This window comes from Alistipes intestinihominis (genome assembly GCF_040095975.1).
GTDB classification, from domain to species: domain Bacteria; phylum Bacteroidota; class Bacteroidia; order Bacteroidales; family Rikenellaceae; genus Alistipes; species Alistipes senegalensis.
On record NZ_JBBMFL010000020.1, the window covers coordinates 21499 to 34735 of the forward strand.

The 13237-nt window shown below is 61.9% G+C and carries 11 protein-coding genes; 9 read left to right on the forward strand and 2 right to left on the reverse strand.

Annotated elements, in window-relative coordinates:
• Positions 1 to 36: 36 nt before the first annotated feature.
• The 8 genes from WMO46_RS13895 (at position 37) to gdhA (ending at position 10608) form a co-directional block, all read left to right on the forward strand.
• Positions 37 to 1110: a mannose-1-phosphate guanylyltransferase gene (locus tag WMO46_RS13895; protein ID WP_349094534.1), complete on the forward strand. Its 1074-nt coding sequence runs from the start codon at positions 37 to 39 to the stop codon at positions 1108 to 1110.
• Between the two features lie 81 nt (positions 1111 to 1191).
• A complete protein-coding gene (locus tag WMO46_RS13900; protein WP_349094535.1) occupies positions 1192 to 2439 on the forward strand; it encodes a UDP-N-acetylmuramoyl-tripeptide--D-alanyl-D-alanine ligase in 1248 nt (415 codons plus the stop codon).
• Between the two features lie 156 nt (positions 2440 to 2595).
• Complete coding sequence (locus WMO46_RS13905; protein WP_129650611.1) at positions 2596 to 2922, forward strand: nucleoside triphosphate pyrophosphohydrolase family protein; 327 nt, start codon at positions 2596 to 2598, stop codon at positions 2920 to 2922.
• A gap of 61 nt (positions 2923 to 2983) precedes the next feature.
• Positions 2984 to 4990, forward strand: coding sequence for an OPT family oligopeptide transporter (locus WMO46_RS13910; RefSeq protein ID WP_196017224.1), 2007 nt, complete (start codon positions 2984 to 2986; stop codon positions 4988 to 4990).
• Between the two features lie 92 nt (positions 4991 to 5082).
• Positions 5083 to 6300 carry a peptidase T gene (gene pepT / locus WMO46_RS13915; RefSeq protein WP_349094536.1) on the forward strand — a complete coding sequence of 406 codons (1218 nt, stop codon included), beginning with the start codon at positions 5083 to 5085 and terminating at the stop codon, positions 6298 to 6300.
• Positions 6301 to 6471: 171 nt separating this feature from the next.
• Entirely contained in the window at positions 6472 to 8397 is a 1926-nt protein-coding gene (locus tag WMO46_RS13920; RefSeq protein WP_349094537.1) for an NAD(+) synthase, read from the forward strand.
• Complete coding sequence (locus WMO46_RS13925) at positions 8394 to 8999, forward strand: DUF4923 family protein (RefSeq protein WP_349094538.1); 606 nt, start codon at positions 8394 to 8396, stop codon at positions 8997 to 8999. Before WMO46_RS13920 ends, WMO46_RS13925 begins: the two co-directional genes overlap by 4 nt.
• Positions 9000 to 9252: 253 nt before the next feature.
• Positions 9253 to 10608, forward strand: a complete 1356-nt coding sequence (gene gdhA, locus WMO46_RS13930; protein ID WP_129650615.1) for an NADP-specific glutamate dehydrogenase — start codon at positions 9253 to 9255, stop codon at positions 10606 to 10608.
• A gap of 378 nt (positions 10609 to 10986) precedes the next feature.
• On the opposite strand, the gene WMO46_RS13935 is transcribed toward gdhA, so the two are convergent.
• Positions 10987 to 11778 carry a patatin-like phospholipase family protein gene (locus WMO46_RS13935; RefSeq protein WP_195497424.1) on the reverse strand — a complete coding sequence of 264 codons (792 nt, stop codon included), beginning with the start codon at positions 11776 to 11778 and terminating at the stop codon, positions 10987 to 10989.
• An 81-nt stretch (positions 11779 to 11859) separates the two neighbouring features.
• The gene (locus WMO46_RS13940) at positions 11860 to 12396 is read right to left on the reverse strand and encodes a 5-formyltetrahydrofolate cyclo-ligase (protein WP_302588438.1); all 537 of its coding nucleotides are present in this window, start codon (positions 12394 to 12396) and stop codon (positions 11860 to 11862) included.
• Positions 12397 to 12527: 131 nt separating this feature from the next.
• Here WMO46_RS13940 and WMO46_RS13945 point away from each other — a divergent pair, with 131 nt between their 5' ends.
• On the forward strand, positions 12528 to 13223 hold the full coding sequence (locus WMO46_RS13945; RefSeq protein WP_302588437.1) for a succinate dehydrogenase cytochrome b subunit: 696 nt from the start codon (positions 12528 to 12530) through the stop codon (positions 13221 to 13223).
• Positions 13224 to 13237 lie beyond the last annotated feature (14 nt).

Genomic DNA, 13237 nt, shown 5'->3' on the forward strand with positions numbered 1-13237 from the left:
TTTTATCTTTGTCGAACTTAACTCCATATAATAACTATGGCAAGCAATAAATATTGTGTCATCATGGCGGGCGGCATCGGATCGCGTTTCTGGCCCAAAAGCCGGCAGTCGATGCCCAAACAGTTCCTCGATATTCTGGGAACGGGAAAATCCTTTATCCGCCACACGTACGAACGCTTCGCAAAAATCGTCCCGCCGGAGAATTTTCTGGTGGTGACGAACGACAAATACAAGAGACTGGTGCTGGAACACATTCCGGAGATCGGCGAGAAACAGGTGCTCTGCGAACCCGTGGGCCGCAACACCGCCCCCTGCGTGGCCTATGCGGCCTATACGCTGATGAAGCGCAATCCCGACGCCGAAATGATCGTCACCCCGGCGGACCACCTGATCCTCAACGAAGACGACTTCCGGGAGATCATCGCCGAATGTCTCGCTTTCGCATCGGAGCACAACGCGCTGATGACCGTGGGCATCAAGCCCACGCGCCCCGACACGGGCTACGGCTACATCCAGGTCTCGGACAACCGCCCCATCAGCAAGGTCAAGTGCTTCACCGAAAAGCCCGACCTCGAACTGGCGCAGGTGTTCCTGCAATCGGGCGAATTCTACTGGAACTCGGGAATCTTCGTGTGGACCGTGCGCGCGATCGTCGAGGCTTTCGAGAAATACCTTCCCGAGCACCACGCGATGTTCAGCGGCGTGATGCGCGCCATCGGCACCGACGCCGAGCGTAACGTGCTGGAAATCGCCTATTCGGAGTGCCGCGCCATCTCGATCGACTACGGCATCATGGAGAAGGCCGACAACGTCTACGTCCGCTGCGGGGAGTTCGGCTGGAGCGATGTCGGGACGTGGGGCTCGGTCTACCAGCACTCGCGCAAGGACCGCTACGCCAACGCCATTCCCGAGAAGGGGTGCTACCTCTACGACACGCGCTCGTCGATCGTCTCGCTGCCGAAGGAGAAGATCGCCGTCATCAGCGGCCTGAAAGAGTACATCATCGTCGATACGGACGACGTGCTGCTGATCTGCCCCCGCGCCGAGGAGCAGAACATCAAGAAATTCATCGACGAAGTGAAATTCAACAACGGCGACAAGCACATCTGATCCCGGATCAGATATGCCGTCGTCGCACCACCCATCCCCGGAGGCGGTCTGCGACCGTCCTCCATTTATTTTTCACCCGCCATGAGCGAACTTTACGACCTCTTCCTGAAATACCCCCGCATCTCGACCGACACCCGGAAGATCGAGCCCGATTCGATATTCTTCGCCCTGCGGGGCGCCAACTTCGACGGCAACCGCTTCGTCGCGGAGGCGCTTGAGAAAGGCGCCGCTTTCGCCGTTTCCGACGACGCCGGTGCGGCGGCCGCCGACGAACGCATCCTCTATGCCGGGGACACGCTGCAAGCCCTTCAGGAGCTGGCCCGGGAACACCGCCGGGCGCTGGGCATCCCCATCCTCGCCATCTCGGGCAGCAGCGGCAAAACCACCACCAAAGAGCTCGTCAGCCGCGTATTGGGCGAACGGTTCGCGGTCTGCGCCACGCGCGGCAATCTCAACAACCATATCGGCGTTCCGCTGACGTTGCTTTCGATGACCCGCGACACGGAATTCGGCGTGGTGGAGATGGGCGCGAGCGCCTGCGGCGAACTGGCCCTGCTGACCTCCGTCGCCGAACCCGGCTACGGCATTCTGACCAACATCGGACGGGCGCACCTCGCAGGTTTCGGAGGCCCCGAGGGAATCCGCCGGGGCAAGGGTGAGTTGTTCGACTATCTCGCCGCGAACGGCGGCCGCGCCTTCGTGCCGTCCGACGACCGGGTGCTGACGGAGATGGCCGCCGAACGCGATTCGCTGGTTGCGGAATACTATCCCGTCTCGCTGGCCGACGGCATGGAGAACCACCTCGAAGGGGCCTACAACCGCTACAACATCGCCGCCGCGGTAGCTGTGGGACGCTATTTCGGCATTCCCGACGAGCGCATCCGCCGCGCCATAGCCGGCTACGTCCCCGACAACAACCGTTCGCAGCGCACCGAGACGGCCCGCAACACGCTCGTCATCGACTGCTACAATGCCAACCCGCTGAGTATGCGGCTGGCCGTCGAAAGTTTCCTCGCCGAACCGCTCGGCCGGCGGCAGCGCCGGGTGCTGATCCTGGGCGACATGCTCGAACTGGGTGAATGGTCCGCGCACGAGCACACGGAGATCATCCGCCAGGCGGCGCAGTCTCCCGACGCCGAGCTGCTGCTCGTCGGCAGCGAATTCACGCAAGCCTGCGCCTCGCTCCCCGAAAAACCGGCCCGCACGACCCTCTGCCCCACGCGCGAAGAGCTGCTTTCGCGGCTGCGGCTCTCCCCCGTCGAAAACGCCCTCGTGCTGCTCAAAGGTTCGCGCGGCATCGGGCTGGAGAAGGCGATCCCCGAGCTCTGAATCCCCCGCCCCGCCCGAAAGGCGGGCGTCCGGAGCGGCGGCAGACCGCGACGGCACAGCACAAATACCCGCCCCGTGCAATCGCCGGGGCTTTTTTCGGCTTATTTCGAAATTATTTTGTTATTTTTGCCTGTTGTAAACCTTCAAATCAAAGCTATGACACTCAACGAATACCAGCAGCACGCCCTCGAAACGGCCATCTATCCCGACGAGCGCCGCATCATCTACCCCACGCTCGGGCTCACGGGCGAAGCGGGCGAAGTCGCCGACAAAGTGAAGAAAGTGATCCGCGACGGACACGAGGAGTTCACCCCCGAAAAGAGACTCGAAATCGTCAAGGAGATCGGCGACGTGCTGTGGTACTGCGCCACGCTCTCGCGCGACCTGGGCTACGAACTCGAAGAGGTGGCGCAGATGAACGTCGAAAAACTCCGCTCGCGCATGCAGCGCAACCACATCTCGGGCAGCGGCGACAACAGGTAATCTTCCGGCGACACCGAAAGATTGCGATTAAAAATTCAAAATTCAGCATTTACAACTACACATGGAACAGGACAAGCAACTCACCTCGCTGCCCGAAAACGCCTACCGCGAACTCAAACCGGGCGAAGAGTACACGCCCGTGATGCCCGCCTCGTCGAACCCGAAGGAGGTGACGCCCTACTCGGTCACGATGGGCGTCATCATGGCCGTCGTCTTCTCGGCCGCCGCGGCCTTCCTCGGCCTCAAGGTCGGGCAGGTCTTCGAAGCCGCCATCCCCATCGCCATCATCGCCGTAGGCATGGGCTCGGTGCTGGGCAAAAAGAACATGCTGGGACAGAACGTCATCATCCAGTCGATCGGCGCCTCGTCGGGCGTGATCGTCGCCGGGGCGATCTTCACCCTCCCGGCCCTCTACATCCTGGGGCTCGACGCCGCCTTCTGGCAGGTGTTCCTTTCGTCGCTGTTCGGCGGACTGCTGGGCATCGTGCTGCTGATCCCCTTCCGCAAATACTTCGTCAAGGAGATGCACGGCAAATACCCCTTCCCCGAGGCCACGGCGACCACCGAAGTCCTCGTCTCGGGCGAAAAGGGCGGATCGCAGGCCAAACTGCTGGCCGTCGCGGGCCTCGTGGGCGGTCTCTACGACTTCGCGGTCGGCACGTTCGGCCTCTGGACCGAATCGGTCTCGACGCGCATCTGCGCATGGGGCGCCGTCGCCGCCGACAAATTCAAGGTGGTCTTCGGCCTCAACACCTCGGCCGCCGTGCTGGGACTGGGCTACATCATCGGCCTGAAATACGCCATGATCATCACCGCCGGATCGTGCCTCGTGTGGTTCGTGATCGTCCCGGTGGTGGGCTCGCTGGCCGAAGCCGTCGATCCCGCCGCGATGATCTCGCTGTTAGGCGTGACGCGCGCCGACATCCTCGCCGACCCGCAGTCGATCTTCACGGCCGAGAACCTCTTCGCATTCATCGGCAAGCCCATCGGCATCGGCGGCATCGCCATGGCGGGCATCATCGGCATCATCCGTCAGTCGAAGATCATCCGTCAGGCCGTGGGCCTCGCAGTCTCGGAGTTCGGAGGCGGCAAAGGCTCCGCCGAGATCGCCGAGCGCACGCAACGCGACCTTTCGATGAAGCGCATCCTCACGATTCTGATCGCCACGCTCGTCTCGGTCTTCGTCTTCTTCCACTTCGGACTGCTGGGCGGCGACTGGACCCAGTCGCTGACGGCGATCCTGATCGTCTTCGTCATCGCGTTCCTCTTCACCACCGTGGCGGCCAACGCCATCGCCATCGTGGGCACCAACCCCGTCTCGGGCATGACGCTGATGACGCTGATCCTCGCGTCGCTGGTATTGGTGAGCGTGGGTCTGAGCGGCACGACGGGCATGACCGCCGCGCTAGTGATCGGCGGCGTGGTCTGCACGGCCCTGTCGATGGCCGGAGGCTTCATCACCGACCTCAAGATCGGCTACTGGCTGGGCACCACACCCAAGAAGCAGGAGGCATGGAAATTCCTCGGCACGTTCGTTGCTGCGGCGACGGTGGCCGGGGTGATGATCATCCTCAACAAATCCTACGGATTCGTAGGCGAAGGCGCGCTGGTGGCCCCGCAGGCCAACGCTATGGCGGCCGTCATCCAGCCGCTGATGACCGGCGGACAGACCCCGTGGATGCTCTACTTCTGCGGTGCTGCGCTGGCGCTGGTGCTCACGTCGATCGGCATCCCGGCCCTCGCGTTCGCGCTGGGCATGTTCATCCCCATGGAGCTGAACGCCCCGCTGGTGGTGGGCGGACTGGTGGCGTGGTTCGTCTCGAACCGCTCGAAGGACGAAGGGCTGAACAAGGCCCGCTTCGACCGCGGTACGCTCATCGCCTCGGGATTCATCGCCGGCGGCGCGCTGATGGGCGTGGTGAGCGCCGTGCTGAAATTCGCCGGCGTGGACTGGTTCCTCTCGGGCTGGGCCGCATCGAACGCCGCCGAATGGGTGGGGCTCGTGATGTACCTCGTATTGATCGGCTACATGGGCTGGCACACGATTAAAGCAAAAAGTGAAAAATGAAAAGTGAAAGGTTAAAAGTGGAGCGTAAAAAATGCAGATAGCCTGTTTTTCACCTCTCACCTTTAACTTTTAACCTTTAACCTGTTGAAATTATGGAACTCAAAGAACGTTTTCTGAAATACGTATCATTCGACACGCAGTCGGACGAAAACAGCACCACATTCCCCTCGACCGAGAAGCAGAAGGTCCTCCTGGCGGCCCTGCGCGACGAGATGGAGGCCCTCGGCATGACCGAAGTGACGATGGACCAGTACGGCTATGTGATGGGCACGATCCCCGCCGCGCCGGGGTGCGAGAACGCCCCCGTCATCGGCTTCATCGCCCATGTGGACACCTCGCCCGACATGAGCGGAAAAGACGTAAAGCCCCGCGTGATCGAGGAGTACGACGGCGGCGACATCGCCCTGAACGGCCAGCTGACGATGAAGGTTTCGGAGTTCCCGGAGCTGGCCTTCTTCAAGGGGCACACGCTGATCCACACCGACGGCACGACGCTGCTGGGCGCCGACGACAAGGCGGGCGTGGCGGAGATCATGACCGCCGCGGAATATCTGCTGACGCACCCCGAGGTGAAACACGGCAAGATCCGCATCGGTTTCACGCCCGACGAGGAGGTGGGCCGGGGCGTGGATTTCTTCGACGTGAAAGCCTTCGGCGCCGATTTCGCCTACACCGTTGACGGCGGCATGGAAGGCGAGCTGGAATACGAGAACTTCAACGCCGCGAGCGCGAAGATCGAGATACAGGGCCGCAACGTCCACCCGGGCTACGCCAAGGCGAAGATGATCAACGCCATCGACGTAGCGTGCGAACTGCAAACGATGCTGCCCGCCGCCGAGCGTCCGCAGCACACCGAGGGCTACGAAGGTTTCTACCACTGCGTCGGTGTGAACGGCACGGTGGAGAGGGCTTCGCTGAGCTACATCATCCGCGACCACGACGCCGAGAAGTTCGAGCAGAAGAAGGTCTTCATGTGGGCCTGCGTCGATCTGCTGAAAAAGAAATACGGCGACGAGGTGCTGACCATCACGCTCAAAGACCAGTATTACAACATGCGCAAGATGGTCGAGCCGCATCCGCAGGTGATCGACAAGGCGCTGCGGGCGATGGAGATGGCCGGCGTGAAGCCCCTCGTGCGGCCCATCCGCGGCGGCACCGACGGCGCACGCCTCTCGTTCATGGGCCTGCCGTGCCCCAACCTCTTCACCGGAGGCATGAACTTCCACGGCAAGTTCGAATACTGCTCGCTCACGACGATGCGCAAGGCCCAGCAGGTGATTCTGAACCTGACAAGCCTGTGGGCTAATTAAAAATGAAAAATTAAGAATTAAAAATTGAAATTCGCTGTCGCCTGCTCCGGGCCATCGATCCACCCGGGATCACCGAAAGCGAGGGTTCGCCCCGACGCTTCGGGATTTCACGACGCTAAGACAAAAGCCGAATTTTTCATTTTTAATTCTTAATTCTCAATTGCGATAGCTATGGATTCCTTTGGATTTCTGAAAGTGGCCGCGGCGATCCCGCATCTGCGGGTCGGCGACTGCGACTACAACGCCGAGCGCATGGCGGCGATGGCCGAGGAGGCCGCCCGGCGGGGCGTCGAGATCGCGGCATTCCCCGAACTGGGCGTGACGGCCTACACGTGCGGCGACCTCGTGCTGCAATCCACGCTGCTCGACGCGGCCGACGAAGCGCTGGAACGCCTCGTGCGCGCCACGCGCAAACTTCCCCTCACGCTGATCGCCGGGGCCCCTCTGCGCCACGGATCGGCGCTCTACAACTGCGCCGTGGTCTTCACGCAGGGCAAGGTGCTGGGCGTGGTCCCCAAGACCTACATCCCGAACTACGGCGAATTCTACGAAAACCGCTGGTTCGCCTCGGGAGCCGGGATTTCGGACGAACACATCGCCGTCGCGGGCCAGCAGGCCGACTTCGGCGCCGACCTCACGTTCGAGGTCAACGGCGCGGAATTCGGCGTCGAGCTCTGCGAGGACCTCTGGAGCGCCGTGCCGCCCTCGTCGCAGCTGGCACTGAACGGCGCGAAGGTGATCTTCAACCTCTCGGCCTCGCCCGAGGCGGCGGGCAAGCACGCCTACCTGCGGCAACTGATTGCCCAGCAGTCGGCCCGCACGATCGCGGCCTACGTCTACTGCTCGGCAGGCTTCGGCGAATCCACCACCGACCTCGTGTTCGCCGGCAACGGCATCGTCGCCGAGAACGGCACGATCCTGCGCGAAGCCGAACGCTTCTCGCCCGAGGAACAGTTGGTCGTCGCCGACGTGGACCTCGAACGGCTGGCGTTCGAACGCCGCCGCAACACCTCGTTCCGCATGAACGAAGGGGCCACGGAGAATACCGTGATCGAGATGGAGATACCCGAGGGGCTTCGCGGCGTGGTCCTCGACCGCGACATCGACCCGATGCCGTTCGTCCCGAAGGACGAGGCGCACCGCAGCGAACGCTGCGAGGAGATCTTCCGGATACAGTCGCACGGACTGGCGCAGCGGATGATCCACACCCGCGCCGGAAAAGCCGTCGTCGGCATCTCGGGCGGGCTGGATTCGACCCTCGCCCTGCTCGTGACGGCCCGCACGTTCGATTTCCTGAAAATGGACCGCGCGGGGATCATCGGCATCACGATGCCGGGCTTCGGCACCACCGACCGCACCTACAACAACGCGCTGGAGCTGATGCGCGGGCTGGGCGTCACGATCCGCGAAATCCCCATCCGCGACGCCTGCACGCAGCACTTCCGGGACATCGGCCTCGATCCCGACGACCGGGGCGCGGCGTACGAGAACGCCCAGGCCCGCGAACGCACGCAGATACTGATGGACGTGGCCAACATGGAAGGCGGACTGGTGGTCGGCACGGGCGACCTTTCGGAACTGGCGCTGGGCTGGGCGACCTACAACGGCGACCAGATGTCGATGTACGGCGTCAACGCCTCGGTTCCCAAGACGCTGGTGCGCCACCTCGTGAAGTGGGCCGCCGACACGGAGCGAGACGCCGCGACGCGCGCCACGCTGCTGGACATCATCGACACGCCGGTCAGCCCCGAACTGCTTCCGGCCGACGCCGAAGGGAAGATCGCCCAGAAGACCGAAGACCTCGTGGGCCCCTACGAACTCCACGACTTCTTCCTTTACAATTTCCTGCGCGCGGGTTACGGTCCTGCGAAAATCCTGCTGCTGGCCGAGCAGGCTTTCGAGGGGAGCTACGACCGTGCGACCATCCTGAAGTGGCTCACGGTCTTCGTCCGCCGCTTCTTCACCCAACAGTTCAAACGCTCGGCCATGCCCGACGGCCCGAAAGTCGGTTCCGTGTCGCTCTCGCCCCGCGGCGACTGGCGCATGCCCTCCGACGCCTCGGCGGCGGCATGGCTCCGGGAAGTCGAAGAATTATGAATATGAAAAGAACCCTCTTGCTTGCAGCGTCCCTGCTCCTGCTCGCCGGCACGGCTTCGGCGCAGGACTGGAAGGACGCGCTGAAAAAAGCCGCCACGGCGGCCGCCGACAAGATCACCGACGGCAAACTCACCCAGTATGCGCTGGCTGGCACGTGGAACTACACGGGCCCGGGCGTCAAGTTCGAAGGCGGGGACCTCGCCTCGGAACTCGGCGGCGCAGCCCTCGAAACCACGGTCGTCAAACAGCTGGAAAAAGCCTATGCGCTGGCCGGACTCAAAGCCGGCGCCGGAACGTTCACCTTCGAACGCGACAGCGACGATTTCTCGGCGACGCTGGGCAAGCACAAACTCACGGGAACCTACGAATACGACGCCGAGACGCACGTTGTGACGCTCCATTTCGCCAAGGGCAAGATCAACCTGGGATCGATGCCGGGCCACGCCTATATCAGCGGCACGGAACTGGTGCTGGTCTTTCCGGTCACGCGGCTCGTGGAGATGATGACCGCCCTCGGCAGCCGGATATCCTCGCTCTCGACGGCCGCCGCCCTGCTGTCGAAGTACAAGGATGTTTACGTCGGATTCGCCTTTTCCAAGTGACAGGCAGGCGTTTCCGGGGAGGAAGCGCAAAAAAATCGAAAAAAAATTTCAATGACGGATTCATAGCGAATCCGTCTTTTTTCGTTACGGATTTTCAGCCCCGCGACCCGGCTGCCCCGCAGACAGTAAGCAAATGCGCGGCGCAGGTAAATAAAATATTTTATGAAATTCTTAAAGAAGTTGCGAAACTCGAATGAATGTACTATTTTTAGGGGCGAGAAACGATTACAAACCCCTCAAAATCCATTCGCTTATGAACGAGCAAGCCCGACAGTACGTCGAAGATTTCATGGCCCGGCTCATCGCCCGCAATCCCGGTGAACCGGAGTTCCACCAGGCCGTCCGCGAGGTGGCCGAATCGCTGGCACCGCACATCGTCGCCAGCCCGATCCTGCAAAAGATGAAGGTGCTGGAACGCATCGCAGAGCCCGAGCGCGTCATCATCTTCCGCGTGCCGTGGCTCAACGACAAAGGCGAAATCGAGATCAACCGCGGCTACCGCATCCAGATGAACAGCGCCATCGGCCCCTACAAGGGCGGCATCCGTTTCCACCCCTCGGTCAACCTCTCGATCCTGAAGTTCCTGGCCTTCGAGCAGACCTTCAAGAACAGCCTCACGACCCTCCCGATGGGCGGCGGCAAGGGCGGTTCGGACTTCAACCCCAAGGGCAAGTCCGACAACGAGGTGATGCGCTTCTGCCAGTCGTTCATGACCGAATTGCAGCGCCACATCGGTCAGGACACCGACGTTCCGGCAGGCGACATCGGCGTCGGAGGCCGTGAAATCGGCTTCATGTTCGGCCAGTACAAACGTCTGCGCGACGAATTCACCGGCACGCTCACCGGCAAGGGCCGCGACTGGGGCGGCAGCCCGCTGCGCCCCGAAGCCACGGGCTACGGAACCTGCTATTTCGCCCAGGAGATGCTCGCCACGCGCAACGACTCGTTCGAGGGCAAGACCGTCTGCATCTCGGGCTCGGGCAACGTCGCCCAGTACGCCTGCCAGAAGGCCACCGAACTCGGCGCCAAGGTCGTGACGCTCTCCGACTCGTCGGGCTACATCCACGACCCCGAAGGCATCAGCCCCGAGAAACTGGAATACGTCATGGAGCTGAAGAACATCTTCCGCGGCCGCATCAAGGAGTACGCCGAAAAATACCCGTCGGCCACCTACTACCCCGGCGAGCGTCCGTGGGGCGTGAAGTGCGACATCGCCATGCCGTGCGCCACGCAGAACGAGCTGAACGGCGACGAGGCTCAGGCGCTGGTTGACAACGGCTGCATCTGCGTCGCCGAGGGAGCCAATATGCCCTCGACGCCCGAAGCCATCCGCATCTTCCAGCAGCACAAGCTGCTCTATGCTCCGGGCAAGGCGGCCAACGCCGGCGGCGTAGCCACCTCGGGACTCGAAATGACCCAGAACTCGATTCGCCTCACCTGGTCGCCCGAAGAGGTCGATGCCAAACTGAAATCCATCATGCAGAACATCCATTCGGTCTGCGTGCACTACGGCACCCAGCCCGACGGCTATATCAACTACGTCGTGGGCGCCAACATCGGCGGCTTCATGAAGGTAGCCAACGCCATGCTCGCACAGGGCTGCGTCTGACGGCCGGCCCCGGGAATCCCCGCCAACGAAACACCCCGGAAGCACGAGACTTCCGGGGTGTTTTCGTCGCAGCGGCGGCCGATCGCCCGTTAAGACGTACCGGGTAAGGGAAAAAGATCGGCAGATGCAAAAAAAGGCACGGCCGCTCGGTATTTCAGGCGCACCCATACCACATTCGGGCAAAGGTGTTGCGTGTCACGAAAGTTTGTCTATCTTTGTCGGCACAAAGAGATCGGGCAATGCCGGGAGGCATGCCTGCGATCTCTCGATTCTTGCGACGGCCCTAAAAATCTGTGTGAAGTTGCGTCACTACTCTTTGAATTCTTCAAAACGGGCCGTCGCAACTTTTTCTACCCCTTTGCAAAAACCCTGCCGTTTTCAAGCCTCGACCGCCGCACGTTCGAGCGCCGCGCGCATCGCCGTGCGTCCCGCCTCGATCAGCTCTTTCGAACGGTAGAATTCGAAAATGCCGTAGCTGTCGGCAGGCATCTCGACCAGGATGTCGGGTTTATGAAGCCGGCACATCAGCCGGGCGATATGCTGCTGCATGATCTCCGACGAGGCGATCAGCACCTTGTAGTAATTGAGCGACACCTTGGTTTTCGGCGCGGGAGAGGCAAACGGGGCGCTGACATCCACGCCCACCAACATATCGCCCTTCTCGCGGTGCACGCGGTTCAGCGGCAGCGGGTTGACCGTACCGCCGTCGATCAGCACCTGCCCGTCGCGGTGCACGGGCTTGAAGACCGAAGGGATCGAGATCGAAGCCCGGATGGCGTCGTACAGCCCGCCGCGGTCCAGCACCACCTCGCGCCCCGTGAGCAGATCGGCCGCCACGGCCGCGAACGGCACGGGCATCCGCTCGATCTCCACATCCGGAACCAGCTCCTTCATGGCATTCATCACGCGGTCGCCCTTGACCAGCCCCTCGGTGCTCAGGGCGAAGTCCACCAGACTGAAAACCTTGTATTTGTCGAGTTCGCACAACCATTGCTTGAAAGGTTCGAGATGCCCCGAGGCATAGACGCCCCCGACCAGCGCGCCCATCGACGTACCGGCGACGGCGCTGATCTCGAAACCCTGACTTTCCAACTCTTCGATAGCTCCGATATGGGCCACTCCGCGCGCCCCGCCGCCGGCCAGCACCAGCGCCACTTTTCTTTTCTTCATAAGATTCATTCATTTATACGGTCCCGGGCCTCGTTCCAGACGCAGGCACCGCACGCATAACTGCACGCATCGTGCCGCGCATCAATCCGTTATCACACAATCCATCGCCACGTCGTGCGGCTCCGAGGGCAGCTCCCCGACCAGTTGGTGAGCGTAACAAACGCCGATCTTCACGGCATGCACCTCCGGCTGCGCGAGGTATTTGTCGTAATAGCCGCGCCCGCGGCCCATCCGGGCTCCCGCGGCGGTGAACGCCGTGCCGGGAACGATCACCAGATCCAGTTCCCGGGGCTCGCACAACCGTGCCTCCGGCCCCGGTTCGGCGATGCCGAAGGCCCCCGGGCGCATCGTCCGGGGATCGTATTCATAAAACCGCATCACGTCGCCCTCGACGCGCGGCACGGCCAGCCGGCGGCCGGCCGCGGACCACCGCGCCAGCGCCTCCGACGTGTCCGGCTCGTCGGCCAGCGAACAGAAAACACCCACCGTGCGGGCCCTGCCGAAAGCTTCCGAAAGCTCCGCCCGGGCGAAAATACGCCCCGACGCCGCGGCCCGCTCCGACGGAGTGATCCCGAGGTTCTTTTGGCGCATCGCGGCGCGCAGTTCTTTTTTGGTCATAAAACCCTCCTTTCAGGCATAAAATTCCCGTCTGTTTTCATTGTTATTCCGCAAACAATGGCTATCTTTGCGCGTAAATTCGAACATACCGGAACACAAACTATCACAAATATAAACAAATTAAAATCATTATGAGCTGTTTTCTATCTAATTCCTCGCTCGGCAAGAAGCTGGTCATGAGCGTTACGGGGGCGTTCCTCGTGCTCTTCATCCTCTTCCACATGTCGATGAACATCACGGCGATCATCTCGCCCGAGGCGTACAACACGATCTGCGCGTTACTCGGCGCCAACTGGTACGCGCTGGCCGGTACGGCCGTGCTGGCGCTGGGCGTCCTGATCCACTTCATCTACGCCGTCGTCCTCACGCTGAACAACTACAAGGCGCGCGGATCGCAGCGCTACGCCGTGACGGTGCAGGAGCCGGGCGTGGCATGGGCCTCGAAGAACATGCTCGCACTGGGCTTCGTCATCCTGGGCGGCCTGCTGATCCACCTCATCAACTTCTGGTCGAAGATGCAGCTCGTGGAGATCATGGGCGGACACGTCAACTCGCTGGGATACAGCCCCGCCGACGGTGCCGCGCTGATCGCCTACACCTTCTCGAAATGGTATTACGTGGTGATCTACATCGTATGGTTCTTCGCGCTGTGGTTCCACCTCACGCACGGCGTATGGTCGATGTTCCAGACCGTGGGCTGGGCCAACGACACGTGGTATCCCCGTTTGAAGTGCATCGCCAACATCGTGGCCACGATCGTATTCCTCGGGTTCGCCGCCGTGGTGCTCGTCTACTTCTTCTGCCCCTGCATCGCAGGCGCATGCTAATCACCCCATTCAGA